Origin of the sequence: Bradyrhizobium sp. ISRA436 (assembly GCF_029910015.1) — a bacterium.
In the GTDB taxonomy this organism is placed as follows: Bacteria; Pseudomonadota; Alphaproteobacteria; order Rhizobiales; family Xanthobacteraceae; genus Bradyrhizobium.
Genome location: NZ_CP094519.1, coordinates 3,577,614 through 3,597,608 on the forward strand (window position 1 = coordinate 3,577,614; position 19,995 = coordinate 3,597,608).

The following is a 19,995-nucleotide window of genomic DNA, read 5'->3' on the forward strand; positions in this document are numbered from 1 at the left end:
GGCGATTGTACGACTGGCTGCGGAAGGCTCCGATCACAAACGCGCTACAGCGTCCCGGTGGTATTGGGACGCGCCGGAGGCACTCACGCAGCGCAGTCCATGAAGCAACGGCGCTGCGCCTCGCTCGTTCCCTCACAACACATGTTCGACTGCACGAAGGCACGCCGCGCTGCACGCGGTCACGGCCTGGACATGCCGCGCGGTCAGTATTTGCGATAGAGCCCGATCAGCTTGCCCTGGATCCGTACGCGATTTGGCGGCAGAATGCGCACTTCATAGGCGGTGTTGGCAGGCTCCAGCGCGATCGACGCGCCGCGGCGGCGGAAGCGCTTCAGCGTCGCTTCCTCCTCGTCGATCAGCGCCACCACGATGTCGCCGGTATTGGCGGTGTCATTGCGCTGGATCAGCGCCATGTCGCCGTCGAGGATACCGGCGTCGACCATGGAGTCGCCACGTACCTCCAGCGCGTAATGTTCACCGGCGCCGAGCATGTCCGGCGGCACGCTGATGGTGTGGCTGCGGGTCTGCAGCGCCTCGATCGGCGTACCGGCCGCGATCCGGCCCATGACAGGGACGGCGACCGGACGGTTGCCGTCATCCTCGGCGATCTGCGGCGTGCTGGAGCGCTTGCCGAGCGTGCCCTCGATAACGCTCGGGGTGAAGCCGCGGCGGCCGTTGCCGCCGCCGGCAGAGAGTTCGGGAAGCTTGATCACCTCGATGGCGCGGGCGCGGTTCGGCAGGCGGCGGATGAAACCGCGCTCCTCCAGCGCTGTAATGAGGCGGTGGATACCGGACTTCGAGCGCAGGTCGAGCGCATCCTTCATCTCGTCGAAAGAGGGCGGGACGCCGGCCTCCTTCAGACGTTCATTGATGAAACGCAGAAGTTCGTACTGTTTGCGCGTGAGCATCTCGAGTATTCCCCCGGTTGATAGCGTCGTTCGATTCCGAGACCTTCAGGGAGCCTGACCTCGGGAGCGCGAGACTTGCGACACTCCTCAGTGCGCTCCCATTTGTAGACACCAGTACTCGAAACAAATCATGAACGGACACTATATGTTCGATATGTGTTCCGCAACCACTTAATTTCCGGTGAATGCAGCCGCTCGCGCCAGATTGGTGCGGTCGCAAAGCCTCACTCAGGCAGTGTCAGGATCTCGCACGCCTCGCCTTTGACGGCCGCCGGCGCGAACGGCGGACGGATCACAAGTGCCCGTGCCGCAGCAAGATTCCCCAACAGCGAGCTGTCCTGCTGGGTGACGGGTGTCGCGATCAGCGTGCCGTCGTCGCGCTCTTCGAGCCGCGCACGGAGATAGTCCTCGCGCTGATCGTTGGCGGCGAGGTCACGGCCAAGCAGGGCGCTGTCGCGGACATGATGGATCACTTTTCGCCCGCTCAGGGCGCGAATCAACGGCACCAGAAACAGGAAGGCGCAGACATAGGACGACACCGGATTTCCGGGCAGGCCGATCACCCGCATTGTTCCCAGCCGGCCATGCATCATCGGCTTGCCCGGCCGCATCGCGATCCGCCAGAACGCCATCTGGACGCCCTCAGCCTCGAGCGACTGCTTGACGAGATCATGGTCGCCGACCGAGGCGCCGCCGGTGGTGATCAGGATGTCGGCATCGGCCTCCCGCGCCCGGCGGACACCCGCCGTGGTGGCGGCCACCGTATCGGCGGCGATCCCGAGATCGACGGTCTCCGCGCCCTCGGCGCGGGCCAGCGCCCGCAGTGCGTAGCCGTTGGAATAGACGATCTGGCCGGGGCCGGGGTAGGAGCCAGGCATCACCAGCTCGTCGCCGGTCGCCAGCACCGCGACCTTTGGACGACGGCGCACGGCGAGTTCCGGATAGTTCATGCCCGCAGCGAGCGAGAGCGCGCGGTCGGAGAGGCGGCTGCCGGCCGCAAGCAGCACGTCGCCTTGGCGGAAGTCGACGCCCGCGGGACGGATGTGCCGCCCCTTCGCAGCGGCTTCGGTGATCGTGATGTGGTCGCGGTCAGCCCGGGTGTCTTCCTGGATGATGACGGCGTCGGCGCCGTCAGGGATCACGCCGCCGGTGAAGATCCGCACCGCTTCGCCCGCGCCGACCGTCCGCTCGAACGGCCGTCCAGCGGCGACTTCGCCGATCACCTTCAGCCTGGCCGACAGGTCGGACGCATCGGCCGCGCGCACCGCATAGCCGTCCATCGCCGACATGGCCTGCGGCGGCTGCGTGCGCCGGGCCGCGACGTCGCGCGCCAGCGTGCGGTGGTAGGCGGCATCAAGTGCGACAATCTCCTCCGGCAGCGGTTCGGCGCCGGCGAGAATGGCTGACAGGGCATCGGCAACCGGCATCAGGGCCACGGGCAGGGCTCCTCAAATCCCAAGGTCTTCATATTCCAAGTGCGGTGAGTGCCCTTGCCACGTCATCCGTCGATGTCACATGGATGGCATGAAGGCCGCGCGCCCGCGCACCCTCGATATTGGCCGCCGTGTCGTCGAAGAACAGGATCCGTGACGCCGGCACGCCGATCGCTCTTACCACATGATCATAGGCCTCGGCGTCCGGTTTTCGAAGGCCGATCGCCGACGACAGGAACACGTTGCGAAAATGCCTGAGCAGATCGGCATAGGCGACCGAGAAATGCGCGATGTGGGCCGGGTTGGTGTTCGAGAAGGCATAGAGCGGCATCCGCTTCGCGGCTGTCGCCAGGAGCGGCGCGATACCCGGCATCTCGCCGGTGAAGATCGCGTTCCAGCCCTCGAGGAACTGCGCATCGGTGAGGTCGATGCCGAGCGAGCGGCGCAGGTTCGCGAAGAACGCCGCGTCGTCGACCTTGCCGGTCTCGTGATGCTTGAAGCTGTCGTCGACGACGAAGCGCCGTGCGAGATCGGCAGGCGCGCAGCCGGCGTGTCCCGCCCAGTTCGCCATCACCCTGTCGAAGCTGATGTCGAGCACGACGCGGCCGATATCGAACAGCAGCACGTCGACGGAATTGGGGGAGAGTTGCGTGGTCATTGCATGAACGGTGTACGAAAATTGCGGGCAGGCAGCAATGTCTTCGATTGGGGCGTCCTCGATGATGGCTCCCTCAGCTCACGTCATTGCGAGGAGCGACCGCGACGACTTGTCCGCCGAAGCCTTGGCGAGGGCGGAAGCAATCCATCGCCCCGCCGTCATACCCCGCGCATGCGGGATATCCAGTACGCTGCGGCCTCCCGGATCAATCACTGCTGCCTCTGGAATACTGGATCGCCCGCTTTCGCGGGCGATGACAGTCGTGGAGATATGGCTTCGCGTTCCCGCGACATGATCTGTCCGAGCTTTTGCCGTTCGTTTCGCCCTCTCTTGAGCAGAGGGCGCAGGGAAAGCCGGGTGCCGATCGCACCCATGGGTCCCGTGCGAATGGAAAGCACGGGAGGTAGGACCACAGGTGAAACCGGAGCAATCCCGGCTTTCCCTGCGCGATGGTTTACGGCTTATACGTGCTCTCCCCGGCGAGACTGGGCTTTGTTGTCACCGTCTTTGCAAAAGCGCTGCGCGCTTTGCAAGGAGACACCTGCCACTAACACTACTTTGGCAGAATGTGTTTGCGCGACTGCTTTTCAAGGATTTGCTTTCGGCAATATGGGCACTGCTGAGACGGCGGCCGAAGGATGAGATCGACGATGGCGTGACGTACGGCGGGCATGGTTGGTTGAGGCGGAGGCCCGTTGATTCTTTTTTTTCCGCCCCGCGTGTGCGAGGCGACGATGTTGCAGGAAGGCGTAGGCAATCATGGTCATCAGGGCGTGGCGATGAAGACCTTGCCATGATCGCCCTTCGAAGTGATCCAGTCCAAGCTCCTCCTTCAACTGCTGATGCGCCTGCTCACAAATCCACCGTGCCTTGATGGTTGCGGCCAGCGTGCGCAGATCCGTCGCCGCCGGGAGATTGGCGAGATAGTATTTCTTCTCCCCGGAGGCGCGTTGCTCGCCAATGAGCCAGGCCTCGTCGCCTGGGAGATGCTGCTGACCCTTGTCCCAAATCCGCTGCGGAGGGCCGTCGGCGGTGCGGACACGGACAGCAGCAAATCGGGCTGTCAGACGACCTTTCGTTCCGCTGCGCCAACTCACGGTTTTCCATTTGGCGCTGGCCAGCATTTGTTCTGCCGCAATCGATAAGACATCTGGTACGTGGTGCTTTCGTGGCTTCCCGCGGACTTTGGTAATCGGCCAAATGAGCTGTACATCAACCGGATACACCTTGAGATGCCGAGGGATGCCGACGGCCCAGGCCAGGCCGCGTTCTGTTAGCCCCTGTCGAAACGGTGCGCTAAGCCCGTATCCTGCATCCGCCAGCACGCATCCAAAGCGCACGTTGGCTGCCATCGCTCGGTCAACCTCGGCCAAAGCAATTTCCGGCTTGGATCGTGCCGTTCGGTGTTCGATCGGCACGCGAGCACGCTTCAAACGAGACACATTGCTCGTCCAGCTTTCGGGCAAAAAGAGACGCAGCGCGACCATTACTGGCACTTCGCCGCGCGCAAGGGTCAGCGACACCAGCGTTTGGCAATTTGCCGTTTTGCCAAGAGAGGACGCATATTGAGGCGCGACGCCAACCGAGCGTTCGCCCTTCTTCGGCATTGCGGTGTCGTCAATAACGAGCACCGCGTCCTTGCCGCCGACAAGCCGGTCGGCCTGATTTAACAGTTCAGATTCCAGCGGAGTCGCGTCCCAGACACCGTCGGCAATGAAATGGTGCAACTGATCGTAGTTGCCCGCGGCAAGGCGCTCCGCCATCGGCTGAACGCTTTTGCGGTCGCCGGGACCGATCAATCCCGCAACGTACAATGGACACATCCGCCGCCGGGTCCTATGACCCAACCGATCCAGGAACGGCTTCAGCCAGCGTTCGAGTTCGTCTTCCCACTCCGCCATGGTCAGCCCTCCGAGAGCCGACCACCCATGAATCATTGAAAAATCGATTCGGGAATCCTAAAAAACGCAGTAAAAGCGATAATCTGCCAAAGTAGTGCTAAGGTCCGGACTCAATCAGGTCCACCAAATGATAGCGGCAGCAAGATTGACGGCCGAGAGGAAGTTTCTGGCGAGCTTGTCATAGCGGGTTGCAATGCGCCGCCAGTCCTTGAGCCTGCAAAACATGCGCTCGACGAGGTTGCGCCGCTTGTATGCGGCGCGGTCGAACGGATGGAAGCGTTTTCGGGTGGGATTGTTTGGGATGACCGGGGTTGTTCCCCGTTCGATGAGGAATTGCCGCAGTTCGTTCGCGTCATAGGCCGTGTCGGCCGCACAGCAACGCGGTGGTGGCAGAGAGCTGAGCAGGGGCAGCGCCGCGCGGATGTCACCACGCTGACCTGGCGTTACTTCGAGCGCGATGGCGCGTCCGAGACTGTCGCAGACGGCGTGGATCTTGGTGGTCCTGCCACCGCGGGAACGACCGATGGCCTGAGCCTCCGCCCCCCTTTTCCACCGGCCGCCGCACGGTGCGCCTTGGCGGTCGTGGAATCGATGGCCTGGAAGTCGTCATCGGGCGACAGGCCCCGAAGTGCTTCGAACAGATTGCGCCAGACCTCGCGCCGCGACCAGCGGTTCCAGCGATTGTAGACGGTCGTGTAAGGGCCGAACACTGCCGGGCAATCGCGCCAGCGGCAGCCGGACTTCAACACATGGATGATGCCACTGATCACGCGGCGATCATCGACTCGACGAGCGCCGGGCTGATTTTGCGGCAGCAAGGGCTCGATTGCTGCCCACTGCCGATCATTCAACCAAAACTCGCCCGCCATGATCCAAGCCCCGCAAATGCAGAGCTTGAATCATATCTCCACGTAAAATTATACATCTGATTGAGTACAAACCTTAGGGCGTCAGGCCTGCACGATTTCGCCGTCCGCCTCATGCGTGCTCGTCAGTCACGCGCTCGGCGTCCACCGCATCTCGACCCAATACTCGTGACGATCGCGAAGCGCCCCTCAGGCGGGTGAGACGAGCGGGATCATAGACTGAATTTGATTTCTGCAAAACAGAAATATTTTGCGCGCGAGGACTTGACGGTTTTTACTGAGTTGCCCGTCGTGTCCAATCGGCAACACGATTCCACGCGAACGCCACGCCGGGCCAGCGCGGGGGGTGAAGAGCGCCTGTGGTCGCAAGTCCGGAAAGTCTGATAGGCCGGTCACGTTCGCACGACCCTCAGAAGCATGCAGACATCAGTGGTGGCCGTGTCCTCACATCGCGAGGGAGGGGATCCAGAAGTAGTACGCATTCAGCATGTAGAGCCCGGACGCGATCAGCGTGACGGCGCCCGCAATCTCAAAGCTCTTATGATAGTTGCTGAGTACGCTGAGGTTTTCCAACCATCCAGCGGCCCATGCTCCCAACGCAATCGGAATTGCGCGACCAACTGAGAACGCGAGCAACAGCGCCGCACCGAAGAACGGCGATGCGATTGCCGCCGCTGCACCGAGCAAAATAACCAGTGCGGGCGTGCAGACCGGACAGACCGCGACTGCAAAGACAATCCCGAGCGCGAACGCTCCCCACGCAGTCTTCGGACGTTTCGCGCGCGGCGCAAACGATGGCAAACGCAAGCGAACCCACCCAGGCCACATGAGACCCAGGACAATGAGAACTGGCCCAAGCAAGAGTCCCCATTGGCGTCCGATCAAGTGTACGGCCCAACTTCCGCCAAGACCAGCGACAAAGCCGAGGGCGACCTGGGCAAGAATCATGGCTGCTGTGAAAGCAACAGCGAAGAGCGCCGACTGTTGTGCGCTCCGCGCTCGCGTGACATAGGCGAGTGAAACCGGAATTGACGCGAGCGCTACCGGATTGAAGCTGAAGACAAGACCAGCGATGAAGGCGACGCCGAGCGCTAACAAACTCGCGTGTTCGACGGCCTGGCTGAGCGTATCCATGTCCATGTCAGGCTCTCTTGTTGATTCGCCTAACCAGTTCGCGGCGCAATTGTCCGCACGTGGGCAACGAGGCAAAGACGACATCGCCATCGATTACAATCGATGGAAGCGTGATCACGCCGACTTCAACCGCATAGTCCAGTTGGTCGAGTATATTTAGCTCGCGCCAAACAAGACCGGGAACCAGCTCGATCGCCGTCGCCCTTAGCGCATCCTTGTCGTCAGCGCACTTCGTGCAGCCGGGTGCGTAGAATAGTTCGATCTTCATTTTCGAGCACGGCCAATATTGGGCAATCGTCCAAAGATCGCTCCCCGCAGGCGGCGCAGCCTGGGCTATGGAACATCTCCACCTTCATGTTTCACTGCACCCTTTCCTAACCGTTGGCTTGCTCCAGCGCGGCGATGATCGTGCATTCTTTGACCGGCCGCTTCTCGTTCGCACACTCAGAGATCAGTTGATCGAGGGCTTTCGACATCGCTTTCATCGCTCGGATCCTGCCTTCGACCTGCAACTTCTTCTCGATGGCTCGCGTGCGAACGTCCCCGCAACAGGCCTTGTCGCGACTGCGCAGGTCGAGGAGATCCCGGATTTCGGCCAGCGTGAACCCGCACTGCTGGGCGTGCTTGATGAAGTGGATGCGCCGGGCGGAATCCCGGTCGTACAGCCGGTATCCAGCAGGGCTTTTGCCGGCCGGGCTGATGAGGCCCTCCTCCTCGTAGTAGCGGAGGGTGTCGTTACTGACGTTCGTCAGGCCGGCCAATTTGCCGATCGTAATCATGCCGCGTGCCTCTCCGGAGGCTGGTTTTGGAGTCTGGAGTATACTCCAGGATCAAGCCAATTGGCGCGGCTTTTAGAGCGATCGCGGCGCCGGAACATTCACGATCGGCTGACCGACGCTACGGATTGCATCGAAGAACAGACGCGGAGTTCCCCAAAGGGAATTGCAGAAGATCGCCGTGACGCTAACCGCCATCGCCACCATTGCCCAGACCGGGTTGATCACGCCGGTCGCCGCGATGGGGATCCCAATGCCATTGAAGAGGAACGCGAGCGTAACGTTCTGGACCATCTTGCGGTAGCTGCGGCCACTGATTTCGCGGGCCTCCACGAGCGCACTCAACCGATTCGAGAGGATGATGATGTCGGCCGCTTCGATCGCAATGTCGGCTCCGCCGCCCATTGCGATACCTACATCGGCCTGCATGAGGGCAGGGGCATCATTGACGCCATCGCCGACCATGCCGACCCGGCCTGTACCTTGAAGCTTGCGCACGATCGTGGCCTTGTCCTGCGGCAATATGCCGGCATGAACCTCATCGATTCCGACCTCGCGAGCGACCCATCGAGCCGCGCGCTCATTGTCGCCGGTCACGAGCGCGGTCCTGAGGCCCGCACGATGCAAGCTGCGGATGGCCTCGACGGCATCGGCTCGGAGCGTGTCACCGAGCGCAATGATACCCAGGGCTCGTCCGTCTCTCGCTACGCCGACCACCGTGAGCCCAGTGGCCTCGAGAGCCGCGATGCGTGTCAGCAGCTGGCTGAGATCGACCTCTTCATCGGCGAGGAAACGCGGATTGCCGACCGTAACCTCGCTACCGCCGATCCGGGCAACGACGCCTTTGCCCGGCAAGGCCTCGAAGCTTTCGACATCCGGGGGCGTCACGCCACGTTCAAAAGCAGCCGTCACGACGGCCTGCGCGAGAGGATGCTCTGAAGAGGCCTCGGCGGCGGCCGCCAGGGCGAGCAGTTCGGATTCGGCCAGGCCAAGGGCTGTGGCCTCTCGCAACACTGGACGCCCTTCCGTCAACGTACCGGTCTTGTCGAGTACGATCCGCTCTACAAGGCGGAAGCCTTGGAACGCCTCGCCGGTGCGCATCAGAATGCCACGCTCCGCGGCCTGACCTGCTCCACGCACGATCGAGAGCGGGGCGGAGATGCCGACCGCGCAGGGGTAGCCCATCACCAGCACGCTCAGACCAGCGAAGACCGCTCGCTCAATATCCAGATGTCCGCCGGCGAGCCAAGACCAGATCAGCCAGCCGACTACAGCAAGTGCGGCAATCCCAAGGACCGTGGGCGTATAGACGCGCAGCACCCGGTCAACGAGATGCAAGATCCCCGGCTTCAGCGCCCGCGCATCTTCGACATGCCGGATCACCTGGCTGAGAAAGCTACCTTCGCCGATCGCGGTCACTCGCACCAGCAGCGTGCCGGTTCCGTTGATCGAGCCTCCGATGACTGAATCGCCCTCGGCCTTTCCGACCGGGATTGACTCGCCGGTGACGAGCGATTGGTCGACGCCGGAACGGCCGCTCTGAACGGTGCCGTCAGCAGGGATGCGCTCGCCCGGCCGAACACGCACGAGGTCGCCGATGAGGACCACCTCGATCGGCAATTCGACCTCCTTGCCGTTGCGGACGACGCGAGCGGTCTCCGGCTGCAAATCAAGGAGCCGCTTGACGGCCTGGGAGCTGCGCGTCTTAACGATGAGCGACAGCCATTCCGAAAAAATGTGATAGGTGCCGACCATCACCGAGACGTCAAAGAACGGTGCCGTCGGGTAGTCTGGCCGCTTGAGCACGAGGCCGATGATGCCGCCCGCAATGCCCGCGAACGCGCCGATCTCCAGCAGCACATGCTGATTGAGAATGCCCCGGCGAAGCGCCTGAACGGCCATGTGAAGAATGTGCCTCCCGACCCCGAAGACCAGCGCCAGAGCGAGGGCGCCGGTCAACCATGGAGCGGCGCTGACCAGATAGCCGCGCAAGTTGAGATACAGCAGCGTCAACGCCATCACCGCGAGGCCGATGAAGCTCGCTGTTGCCACCCAGAATCCGGTCGACCTCAGGACCAGGAAAACAAGAGCGCCGAGGCTCAGGCACACCAGTGCCGGAAGGAAGTCGATCCAACCGACGGACTGATTGGCAATGATCGGGATCGACGCGACGCTCAACACCACCGCCAGCACAAAACGTCGTGCCTCGTGTACCAGGTCCCGCTCTTCTTCCTCAAAGGCTCTGAGCTTGCGAGGATCGGAGATCGTGTAGCCGATGTCACGCAGCGTCTGCAGTAACTCCTCGGGGCGGGCGATGGCCGGATCATATTCGACGAGCGCTTGCTCGTGCGTCAGGCTTACGGCCACCTTGTCCACTCCGGGCATGCGGCCCAGCGCCTTCTCGATCGTGCCGGTGCACAGGGAGCAGTGCAGTCCGCCAATCCGCGCGCGAATCTTCCGTCGGCTTGGTCTCGTTGAAGGCTCGTCGCTCCATGGCGTGAAGGTGGAAGCTGTTCCAGTCGCGACGGTCATTGCATCCTCCATTTGCGCTCGCCCCGCACTTGCGTCTGCCGTGGATCAGCGGGCAGTTTTGTCGGCAGGCTCGCGGGACACGACCCGAAATCGGTCCCCTTGGATCACCTTCACAAGGCGGTCTTCCTGAACGGCTTGGGGATCAAAGAGGACTCGCGCCTGCCGGTCGGCGAACGAGACCGATGCCATGCGAACGCCTGGTTCCTTTTCGACGCGGTCCTTGATGGTGTTTGCGCATGCGTCGCAGTTCATGCCGTCGATTTTGAAGATGGTCGTTTTCATTGAAGTTCCTTTGAAGATTGCCGCCGTTGTTCTTGGCTTGAGCACAAGGTAACCCCTGGACCTAGCTCCAGGGTCAAGCGCAAGTACTGACCACGGCCGCGGATCGGAAATCCGCTCGCGATCGTTGCGATCGGAACGTTGGCCGGTCGGGTTACCGTGGTCCTGGCGGCACAAGGCGCGAAATCACATCGCCTTCCTGCAGTACGGGCCGCGCCGCCAATGCTGCTGCGGCCATCGCGTTCAGCACCCCGCACGCCTGCGTCGAAAAGCCCGCCGCATCGCAAAGTGCGATAGCTGGTAGATACATCCTCGCCTACCTCGGGGCAGGCGTATAGGCTATCACCACAATCAATGTGTCTCGGCTCGGCATTCGCATGGCTCGGGCACGTAGAGCCTGCAACCATGATCGCACAGGAGCAGTCGATGCGCTTGCCCGCCGTCCTCTTCGTTGTCTCTCTCGCCGCGTGCCCCGCGACAGCCGAAGAGCTGTCCGGCACCCTCCAGAAGATCAAGGAAACGAAGAAGATCACGCTCGGCTATCAAGAGGCCTCCGTTCCCTTCAGCTACCTCGACGGCAATCAGCGACCGGTCGGGTTTGCCCTCGATATCTGTCTCAGGATCGTCGATGCCGTGAAGAAGGACCTCGGCATGCCTGATATCGCGGTCGACTATCTGCCCGTGACCTCGTCCAATCGCATTCCCCTGATGGTCAACGGCACGATCGACCTGCATTGTTCGGCGACCACCAACAGCGCCGATCGCCAGAAGCAGGTGACCTTCACCAACACGCATTTCCTGAGCGCGACGCGATTTGCCGCCAAGAAGTCGCACAACATCAACACAATCGACGATCTGAAAGGAAAGGCCGTCACGGCTGTGGCCGGGTCGGTCAACCTGGCGCAGCTCATCAAGGTCAACGCCGAGCGCAAGCTGGGCGTCAGCATCCTCCCGGCGAAGGACCAGGCCGAGGCGTTCCTGCTGCTGGAGACCGATCGTGTCGAGGCCTATCTGCTCGACGACGTGCAACTGGCCGTGGCGATTGCGCGATCGAAGGAGCCTGCGGCCTACATGATCAGCACGGAGACGTTCTCGAAGCCGGAGCCTTACGGGATCATGCTGCGCCGGGAGGATGCGCCGTTCAAGGCGATCGCCGACCGCGCCACCGCGGAGCTTTACCGGAGCCCGGAGATCGAGGTCATGTACAAGAAGTGGCTGGAATCGCCGACCCCGCCGAACGGGATCAACTACAACGTCCCGATGTCGCCGGCGCTCCGCAATGCGTTTGCCAATCCGAACTCGAGCTTCGATCCGGATGTATACGCCGACGCCAAGTAGCAGTCCCCGCGCGCCTTCTCATCAACATCGGCCACCTGCAATCACCCGGAGAGCACAGCGCCGCGCAAAGCGCCCTGATACTTCACATCGCCGTTGATGCTGGCGCAATATCATCTGCATCTGCTTGTCCGGCCCAACTGGAAGCGACCTGCGGAACGCGAGATCCGGGCGCATGTCAGATCCGCGGTGGCGATGTTTCTGGCGAAGTACGGCACATCGTGACGGCGCCTCTATCGGCCTTCGCGCGGCACGTATATCGTCCGCCGCAACAGAAGATCGGCCCGGCGAAGCCGGGTAACGACGCCATGTGAGGAAGCCATGTCAGGACAGCTGCTGTTTTCGCCGATCACGATCCGCGGCGTCACGCTGAAGAACCGCATCGTGGTGCCGCCGATGCATCAATATTCGGCCGTCAGGGGCTTTCCGACCGACTGGCACCTGATGAATGCCGGCAAGTTCGCCGCCGGCGGCGCCGGCCTCGTGATCGTCGAATCGACCAAGGTCGAGCGGCGCGGTTGCGGCACGGTCGGCGATCTCGGTATCTGGGACGACAAGTTCGTCGAACCGCTCGGCCGTCTCGTCAGCTTCATCAAGCAGCAGAATTCGGTGGCCGGCATCCAGCTCGGGCATTCCGGCCGCAAGGCCCGCGCGAGCCGTCCGTGGGAGGGCGATCGTCCGCTCGAGCGCACGCCCGACATCGAGGACTGGGATGCCTGGACGCCGGTGGCGCCGAGTGCGATCGCGCATAGCGAGCGCTGGCCGGTGCCGCGGGCGCTCGAGACGCGCGAGGTGAAGGATCTGGTGCAGGCCTGGGGGCAGGCGGCGCGGCGTGCCAACGAGGCCGGGTTCGACGTGCTCGAGCTGCATGGGGCGCATGGCTATCTCGTGCATGAATTCCTTTCCGAGCGCGCCAACCAGCGCGGCGACGCGTATGGCGGCTCGGAAGCCAACCGGATGCGCTTCCTGATCGAGGTGACCGAAGCCGTGCGGGTCCATTGGCCCGATCACAAGCCATTGTTGGTGCGGCTGTCGGTCGAGGACAATGCGGGCTGGGGACCCGAACAGAGCGCGCGGCTGGCGAAAATCCTCAAGGGGAAGGGCGTCGACGTGATCGACTGCTCCTCGGGCGGAATCACCGAGATGGCGCCGATTCTGGGCAAGGAGATCAAATACAGCTACCAGGTGCCGCTGTCGGAATATGTGAGGCGCCACGCCGATATCATGACCATGGCGGTCGGCCTGATCATCCATGGTGACCAGGCCGAACAGATCCTGCGCGATGAACAAGCAGATTTGATCGCCGTCGGCCGGGAAATCCTGAATAACCCGAACTGGCCGATGGACGCCGCGCTAAAGCTCGGGGTGGACGGTCCGTTCCGAAACGTGCCTCCGCAGTTCGGCTATTGGCTGGGCACACGGGCCAAGCGGGGATTCGGGACCAAGCCGTCGACTTGGCAGAATGGATTGCAGGAGGCTGGCAAGGCACCCTAGATGAGGGCGGCCTGGATTATGGGGCGATCATCGGGATTCGCACCATCATCCCATCTACTTGTTTGAGCGAGACCTTTCGGAAAGCCGCATATGCGACAGTCTTGGCCCGCGAGGGAGGCTGAGTGCGCCCCCTCGCGGAAACCAAGCACGCTGAGCATACCCGCCGCTTCGGCTAGCGCTCACGGCTCCACGGGAAAAGCGAGGCCGGGAAATCTGCCGCGTAGCGGTGACCGATCGGCGGACGAGGCGTTTCCTGTGGGGGATTCCGGTCAGGCTCCACGACCTTCCGGTAAAGATGCCAGCTCGCGTGACCGAGCACCGGCAGGACGACGCACAGCCCGACAAAGAACGGCAGCGAGCCCACTGCCAGCAAGACCGCAACGACGAATCCCCACACGGCCATCTCGACTGGATTCTTCATCACGGCTCGCACCGAGGTGCGGATCGCATCGATCGCCGTCGCGTGCTGGTCGAGCATCAGGGGAAACGAGACAACGCTGATGCACAGCGCCACCACCGCGAACAGGAAACCGACGCCGCATCCGACGACAATGAGAGTCCAGCCTTCGGGCGTCGTCAGCACGCGCAATGCGAAATCGGGGATGCTCGCAGCCGGAGCATAGCCGAAGGTTGCAATGTAGATCGCGTTGGCGGCGGCGATCCACACCCCGAACAGAACGAACAGCAGGATGCCAAGCTCGATCATGGCGCCGAACGACGGTGCGCGCAGCACCTCCATTGCATCCCAGGCTCCAGGTTCCTCTCCGCGCTCGCGGCGGCGGCTCAGTTCGTAGAGGCCGAGCGCGGCGAAGGGACCGATCAGGGTAAAGCCGGCGGCAAGTGGAAAGAGCAGCGGCAGCACCGAATAGCCAAGGACGAGCCTGAACAGGACAAGTCCGAGGATAGGATACATCACGCACAGGACGATGGCGTGGGTCGGGATGGCACTGAAATCTTCCCAGCCGAGGCGCAGCGCGTTGCCGAGGTCGTAAAGGCTGATCTTGCGAACGTCATAGACGGTAGAGACGCCAAACAAGTGCAGTTTGGGTCGTGCGAACACTGTGGTCATGGCTCCGGTCTCCTTGCTCTTGCCCGCAGGGAACGGAGCGCCTCAAAGCACGCGCATCCGCCTCATGCGCGAAAATCGCGACTGAGTCCGGCAAATCAGGTTCAATGAGAAGAAGCTTGCCGGACGACATCCGGTACTGGGAAGTTAGTCCGATACGGCGTAGAAGCAAGAGAGCGAACGCGGTCGAGAGAGTTGTTGTACTTCTGCGCAGGACGATTTTGCGTCGCACCATCGAATGGTCACGCCGATCGGCTTCCCTTGGCGTGCAAAGGCATTCCGGCCAACACGCGCCGGACCTACTCCTCTATTGACGCCGGGCTCGACGGGGACCATCTTAAATCGTTGAACGCCCCCAGCTCCGATGAGATTGCGGTCGTGACATTGAGCCTTTGGTGATGTCCCGACGTCGCGACCCGCAGAATGGGCGAGGCAAGAGGCGCGGTGATGGTGGATGTGACACCATCCCTCTGACGTGAGCTCCGCCCTTTCGTTCCTCTCCGCAGCCTTCAATGGCAAGGAGGAATGAGGGATGGCTGTAGCGCTCATACTGCTTCTGGTTGCCGTCGCTTCGGTGCTGTTTCACCTTTTCAGCCCGTGGTGGTGGACGCCACTTGCCTCGAACTGGGGCTACATCGACGCCACCATTACCCTGACATTCTGGATCACCGGGGCGGTCTTCGTCGCGGTCGTGGGCTTCATGGCCTACTGCGTGCTCCGCTTTCATCACAGGGAGGGAAGGCAGGCGGCCTATAACCCCGAGAACAAGCGGCTCGAATGGTGGCTCAGCGTCGGCACTGCAATCGGCGTCGCGGCCATGTTGGCTCCCGGATTGGTCGTCTGGCACCAGTTCGTCACCGTTCCGGCCGGCGCGACCGAGGTCGAGGTCATGGGGCAGCAGTGGCAATGGAGCTATCGGCTTCCCGGAAAAGACGGCAAGCTTGGGACCTCCGATGCCCGCCTCATCAGTCCAGACAATCCGATGGGGTTGAATCCCGACGATCCAGACGGAAAGGACGACATCGTTGTTCAAAACGACGATCTGCACCTGCTGGTCGGAAAACCGGTGAAGGTGCTGCTCCGCTCAATCGACGTCGTGCATGATTTCTACGTGCCCGAGTTCCGGGCGAAGATGGACATGATCCCGGGCTCGGTGACCTATTACTGGTTCACGCCGACCCGCACCGGGACATTCGAGGTTCTCTGCGCAGAACTCTGCGGCGTCGCGCACGCGCAGATGCGTAGCAATGTCGTGGTTCAGGACGAGAAAGAATATCACGCGTGGCTGGAGAAGCAGCGGACGTTTGCCGATCTGTCGGAGCGGCACAACGTCGCGAAGGTAACCGACAGGACAGGCAGCGAATGACAGTAACGACGAGGCGGCGCCATCCGTCGTGAGGCGAATTCCTCGCCGAAGAGAAGACCAGGGAGGATATTCCGATGGTCGATGTCCCGTATGATGCAATCGCAGGCGTTCCGCCTGCCGAAGTGAGTGACGTCGAACTCTATCATCCGAAGAGCTGGTTGACGAAGTACGTCTTTTCGCAAGACGCCAAGGTCATCGCCATCCAGTATTCGATCACGGCGATGTCGATCGGAATGGTCGCGCTGGTGCTGTCGTGGCTGATGCGGCTGCAACTGGGATTTCCCGGCACATTCTCCTTCATCGACGCCAACCAATATCTCCAGCTCATCACCATGCATGGCATGATCATGGTGATCTACCTCCTGACCGCGTTGTTCCTTGGAGGCTTCGGCAACTACCTGATCCCGCTCATGGTCGGTGCCCGGGACATGGTGTTCCCCTATGTGAACATGCTGAGCTACTGGGTCTATCTGCTCGCGGTCCTTGTGCTGGTCTCGACCTTTTTCGTGCCCGGAGGGCCCACCGGCGCCGGCTGGACGCTGTACCCGCCGCAGGCGATCCTCTCCGGCACGCCTGGCGGGCAAGATTGGGGCATCATCCTCATGCTGTCCTCCCTGATCCTGTTCATCATCGGCTTCACCATGGGTGGGCTCAACTATGTGGTGACGGTGCTGCAGGCGCGCACGCGCGGCATGACCTTGATGCGGTTGCCGTTGACCGTGTGGGGCATTTTCACGGCGACCGTCATGGCGCTCCTGGCCTTCCCGGCGCTGTTCGTCGCCTCGGTGATGTTGCTGCTCGACCGCCTGCTGGGGACCAGCTTCTTCATGCCGACGCTCGTCGAGATGGGCGCGGTGTCGAAGTATAGCGGCGGGAGCCCCATCCTGTTCCAGCATCTGTTCTGGTTCTTCGGCCATCCCGAAGTCTATATCGTCGCCTTGCCGGCCTTCGGCATCATTTCCGATCTGATCAGCGTCCATGCGCGGAAGAACATCTTCGGCTATCGGATGATGGTCTGGGCCATCGTGGCGATCGGCGCCCTCAGCTTCGTCGTTTGGGCGCACCACATGTATGTGAGCGGCATGAACCCGTATTTCGGGTTCTTCTTCGCCACCACGACGCTCATCATCGCCATCCCGACCGCGATCAAGGTTTACAATTGGGTGCTGACCCTGTGGCGCGGCGATATTCATCTCACCATCCCGATGCTGTTCGCGCTCGCGTTCATCATCACGTTCGTCAACGGCGGACTGACCGGCCTGTTTCTCGGCAACGTCGTCGTGGACGTTCCGCTGTCCGATACGATGTTCGTCGTCGCACACTTCCATATGGTGATGGGTATTGCGCCGATCATGGCCGTGTTCGGCGGGATTTATCACTGGTATCCGAAGATCACGGGACGGATGCTGAACGAAGTGCTCGGACGATTCCACTTCTGGGTCTCGTTCATCGGGGCCTATGCGATCTTCTTCCCCATGCACTATCTGGGCCTCCTGGGCATGCCCCGCCGCTATCACGACATCGGCGACACGGCCTTCGTCCCGGCGTCCGCCCATGACCTCAATGCATTCATGAGCGTGGCGGCTCTAATCGTCGGTTTCGCCCAGCTCGTGTTCCTGTTCAATCTGGTCTGGAGCCTGTTCAAAGGGAGAGAGGCCGGCGGCAATCCCTGGGGAGCCTCGTCGCTGGAATGGCAAACACCTGAGACTCCTCCAGGGCATGGCAATTGGGGCAAGGAGCTCCCGATCGTCTATCGCTGGGCTTACGATTACAGCGTACCTGGCGCCGCGAGGGATTTCGTGCCGCAAAATGAGCCGCCAGCAGGATTACAGGCGCAGGGGGCCCATTCGTGAGTGCCATTGTCCTGTTCATGGCTGGAATAGCCGCAATTGCGGGATGGTGGCTCTCGCACCAGCGGCTGGCTGCCAAGCCATGGCTGGAAGAGGGCATGGTCGTCGATCTCCGCGAGGAGAGGGGGCCTTCGTTGCCGGCGGCGAAGCTCGGATTGGGCGTGTTTCTCGCGGTCGTCGGCTCATTGTTCGCGCTCCTGATCAGCGCCTACTCCATGCGCAACGCCAGTGTGGACTGGCGCGAACTGCCCCTGCCAAAATTGTTGTGGTTCAACACCGGCGTTCTGGCCATGAGCAGCGTCGCGTTGCAGTCCGCGGTGATTCGGGCGCGACACGACGACATTGACGGCTCACTCGCCGGCCTGCTCGTCGGCGGAGTATCCGCCGTCACGTTCCTCGCGGGGCAATTGCTGGTGTGGCAGCAGTTGAACGTCGCCGGGTTCTTCGTGGCGTCCAACCCGGCCAATTCCTTTTTCTACCTGCTCACTGCGATGCACGGGCTGCATCTGATGGGCGGTCTGGTGGCCTTGGGCAGAACGACCACCAAGCTATGGCGTAGTGTCGAGGCGTCTCGGGCCCGGCTGAGCGTGGAGCTCTGTGCCATCTATTGGCATTTCCTGTTGTTGGTCTGGCTGGTCCTGCTTGGTCTCCTGACCGGCTGGACCGACAACTTCGTCAACATCTGTCGTCAATTGCTCACTTAGGAAGGACGGAAACCAGATGGCAGAGACGGCGCTGACAAGTACGCTCGAACCGCCTGCGCGACCGGCAGGCTGGCGCGGCATCGCCGCCGACTGGTCCTCGGATCAGCGCGCCTTCAAGAACGTTTCCTGGGGGAAGGCCATGATGTGGATCTTCCTCCTCAGTGACACCTTCATCTTCAGTTGCTTCCTGCTGTCGTACATGACGACGCGGATGTCGACGACGGTGCCGTGGCCCAATACCAGCGAAGTCTTCGCCCTCAATATCGGCGATACACACATCCCGATGATCCTGATCGCCATCATGACTTTCATCCTGATCAGCAGCAGCGGAACGATGGCGATGGCCGTCAATTTCGGCTATCGCCACGACCGCATCAAAACCGCTGCCCTGATGCTGGCCACCGCGGCATTTGGCGCGACCTTCGTCGGAATGCAGGCGTTCGAGTGGACCAAGCTGATCATGGAAGGCGTCCGGCCCTGGGGCAACCCGTGGGGTGCGGCGCAATTCGGCGCCTCCTTCTTCATGATCACCGGCTTCCATGGCACCCACGTCACCATCGGCGTCATCTTCCTGATCGCGATTGCGCGAAAGGTTTTGCGAGGGGACTTCGACGTCGAAAGGCGCGGCTTTTTCACGAGCCGGAAGGGGTACTACGAGATCGTCGAAATCACCGGCCTGTATTGGCACTTCGTCGACCTCGTGTGGGTCTTCATCTTCGCTCTTTTCTATCTCTGGTGAGGTTGGCGCATGACAAACACAGCGGTACCTTTGCAAAGGCAGGCCACGCAACATGCGCTGCACACCTATGTGCATGATGCAGTCGCATCAGGAGCCGCGCACGCCAAGGAGCAACAGCACCCGATCAAGCTCTACCTCGTCGTCTGGGGATGGTTGTTCGTCCTCAGCACGTGCTCGTTTCTCGTCGACTATTTCGGCCTTCACGGCTACCTCAGATGGTCGTTGATCCTGCTGTTCATGGTGCTCAAGGCCGGCTTGATCGTCGCCGTCTTCATGCACATGGCCTGGGAGCGGCTGGCCTTGGCCTACGCCATCCTGTTGCCGCCGGTGCTGGTCCTGGTTTTTGTCGGGATCATGGTGTTCGAGTCCGACTACACGCATCTGCTCCGGATGGTGTTTTTCGCGCCGGCAACCTAGCCTGCGGCCGCTCCGACATCCCGAAGGTTGAACGATGCGCCAGTCCCGCCTCGTTCTGCCCGTCCTTGCGTTGCTCGGTTTGCGGCCGGGCGGTGGCCCGCGCGCGCCGACGATCCTGCGCGATAAACAAGCAGATTTGATCGCCGTCGGCCGGGAAATCCTGAATAACCTGAACTGGCCGGTGGACGCCGCGCTAAAGCCGGGGATAGACGGGCCGTTCCGAAACGTGCCTCCGCAGTTCGGCTATTGGCAGGGCACGCGGCCAAGCGGGGATTCGGGACCAAGCCGTCGACCTGGCAGAACGGGTTGCGGGAGGCTGGCAAGGCACCCTCGATAAGGGCACCCAAGATATGAGCGTCCTGGATCATGAGGCGATCGTCCGGATTCGCACCATCATCCCATCTAGTTGTTTGAGCGAGACCTTTTCGGAAAGCCGCCGTGCACTTTTCCGGATCGTGCTCCGAGGCCCGTAATGGTCCGGTCAGGTTGCGGCCTTGATCCGACCAAAAAGCCGTTGTGTGGTGCCCCGTCGGGGTG

General features: G+C 61.9%; 18 protein-coding genes. 7 read left to right on the forward strand and 11 right to left on the reverse strand.

Features of this window, described 5'->3' with window-relative positions:
* Positions 1-203: 203 nt before the first annotated feature.
* From lexA to MTX23_RS17010, 10 genes are all read right to left on the reverse strand, one after another.
* A complete protein-coding gene (gene lexA, locus MTX23_RS16965; protein ID WP_280977809.1) occupies positions 204-908 on the reverse strand; it encodes a transcriptional repressor LexA in 705 nt (234 codons plus the stop codon).
* A gap of 224 nt (positions 909-1,132) precedes the next feature.
* Positions 1,133-2,344: a gephyrin-like molybdotransferase Glp gene (glp, locus tag MTX23_RS16970; RefSeq protein ID WP_280977810.1), complete on the reverse strand. Its 1,212-nt coding sequence runs from the start codon at positions 2,342-2,344 to the stop codon at positions 1,133-1,135.
* A 28-nt stretch (positions 2,345-2,372) separates the two neighbouring features.
* Positions 2,373-2,999 (reverse strand): HAD family phosphatase, encoded by a 627-nt coding sequence (locus MTX23_RS16975; RefSeq protein ID WP_280977811.1) that lies wholly within the window; start codon positions 2,997-2,999, stop codon positions 2,373-2,375.
* 587 nt (positions 3,000-3,586) lie between these two features.
* Positions 3,587-4,936 (reverse strand): IS701 family transposase, encoded by a 1,350-nt coding sequence (locus MTX23_RS16980; protein ID WP_280972939.1) that lies wholly within the window; start codon positions 4,934-4,936, stop codon positions 3,587-3,589.
* Positions 4,937-5,014: 78 nt separating this feature from the next.
* Positions 5,015-5,769, reverse strand: a protein-coding gene (locus MTX23_RS16985; RefSeq protein ID WP_280972604.1) for an IS5 family transposase whose coding sequence is annotated in 2 segments (ribosomal slippage) — positions 5,015-5,436 and positions 5,436-5,769 — 756 coding nt in all. Because the reading frame shifts where the segments join, the coding sequence is not laid out codon by codon here.
* 441 nt (positions 5,770-6,210) lie between these two features.
* Positions 6,211-6,906: a cytochrome c biogenesis protein CcdA gene (locus MTX23_RS16990; RefSeq protein WP_280977812.1), complete on the reverse strand. Its 696-nt coding sequence runs from the start codon at positions 6,904-6,906 to the stop codon at positions 6,211-6,213.
* Position 6,907: 1 nt separating this feature from the next.
* On the reverse strand, positions 6,908-7,168 hold the full coding sequence (locus MTX23_RS16995; RefSeq protein WP_280977813.1) for a thioredoxin family protein: 261 nt from the start codon (positions 7,166-7,168) through the stop codon (positions 6,908-6,910).
* A gap of 106 nt (positions 7,169-7,274) precedes the next feature.
* Complete coding sequence (locus MTX23_RS17000; RefSeq protein WP_280977814.1) at positions 7,275-7,679, reverse strand: heavy metal-responsive transcriptional regulator; 405 nt, start codon at positions 7,677-7,679, stop codon at positions 7,275-7,277.
* A 72-nt stretch (positions 7,680-7,751) separates the two neighbouring features.
* On the reverse strand, positions 7,752-10,208 hold the full coding sequence (locus MTX23_RS17005) for a cation-translocating P-type ATPase (protein ID WP_280977815.1): 2,457 nt from the start codon (positions 10,206-10,208) through the stop codon (positions 7,752-7,754).
* 45 nt (positions 10,209-10,253) lie between these two features.
* Positions 10,254-10,490 carry a cation transporter gene (locus MTX23_RS17010; protein WP_280977816.1) on the reverse strand — a complete coding sequence of 79 codons (237 nt, stop codon included), beginning with the start codon at positions 10,488-10,490 and terminating at the stop codon, positions 10,254-10,256.
* A 423-nt stretch (positions 10,491-10,913) separates the two neighbouring features.
* On the opposite strand from MTX23_RS17010, the gene MTX23_RS17015 reads away from it, so the two are divergent.
* Together MTX23_RS17015 and MTX23_RS17020 are read left to right on the forward strand one after the other, a co-directional pair.
* Entirely contained in the window at positions 10,914-11,825 is a 912-nt protein-coding gene (locus MTX23_RS17015; protein ID WP_280977817.1) for an amino acid ABC transporter substrate-binding protein, read from the forward strand.
* 318 nt (positions 11,826-12,143) lie between these two features.
* Positions 12,144-13,316, forward strand: a complete 1,173-nt coding sequence (locus MTX23_RS17020; RefSeq protein WP_280977818.1) for an NADH:flavin oxidoreductase/NADH oxidase — start codon at positions 12,144-12,146, stop codon at positions 13,314-13,316.
* A 172-nt stretch (positions 13,317-13,488) separates the two neighbouring features.
* On the opposite strand, the gene MTX23_RS17025 is transcribed toward MTX23_RS17020, so the two are convergent.
* Positions 13,489-14,385: a DUF2189 domain-containing protein gene (locus MTX23_RS17025; RefSeq protein WP_280977819.1), complete on the reverse strand. Its 897-nt coding sequence runs from the start codon at positions 14,383-14,385 to the stop codon at positions 13,489-13,491.
* A 529-nt stretch (positions 14,386-14,914) separates the two neighbouring features.
* On the opposite strand from MTX23_RS17025, the gene MTX23_RS17030 reads away from it, so the two are divergent.
* The 5 genes from MTX23_RS17030 to MTX23_RS17050 all read left to right on the forward strand — a co-directional run bounded on the left by MTX23_RS17030 (position 14,915) and on the right by MTX23_RS17050 (position 19,458).
* Positions 14,915-15,748 carry a cytochrome c oxidase subunit II gene (locus MTX23_RS17030; RefSeq protein WP_280977820.1) on the forward strand — a complete coding sequence of 278 codons (834 nt, stop codon included), beginning with the start codon at positions 14,915-14,917 and terminating at the stop codon, positions 15,746-15,748.
* 74 nt (positions 15,749-15,822) lie between these two features.
* On the forward strand, positions 15,823-17,601 hold the full coding sequence (gene ctaD, locus MTX23_RS17035) for a cytochrome c oxidase subunit I (RefSeq protein ID WP_280977821.1): 1,779 nt from the start codon (positions 15,823-15,825) through the stop codon (positions 17,599-17,601).
* The gene (locus MTX23_RS17040; protein WP_280977822.1) at positions 17,598-18,302 is read left to right on the forward strand and encodes a cytochrome c oxidase subunit 3; all 705 of its coding nucleotides are present in this window, start codon (positions 17,598-17,600) and stop codon (positions 18,300-18,302) included. The genes ctaD and MTX23_RS17040 overlap by 4 nt, the downstream gene beginning before the upstream one ends.
* Positions 18,303-18,318: 16 nt before the next feature.
* On the forward strand, positions 18,319-19,041 hold the full coding sequence (locus MTX23_RS17045) for a heme-copper oxidase subunit III family protein (protein WP_280977823.1): 723 nt from the start codon (positions 18,319-18,321) through the stop codon (positions 19,039-19,041).
* Positions 19,042-19,050: 9 nt separating this feature from the next.
* Entirely contained in the window at positions 19,051-19,458 is a 408-nt protein-coding gene (locus MTX23_RS17050; RefSeq protein ID WP_280977824.1) for a cytochrome C oxidase subunit IV family protein, read from the forward strand.
* Positions 19,459-19,995 lie beyond the last annotated feature (537 nt).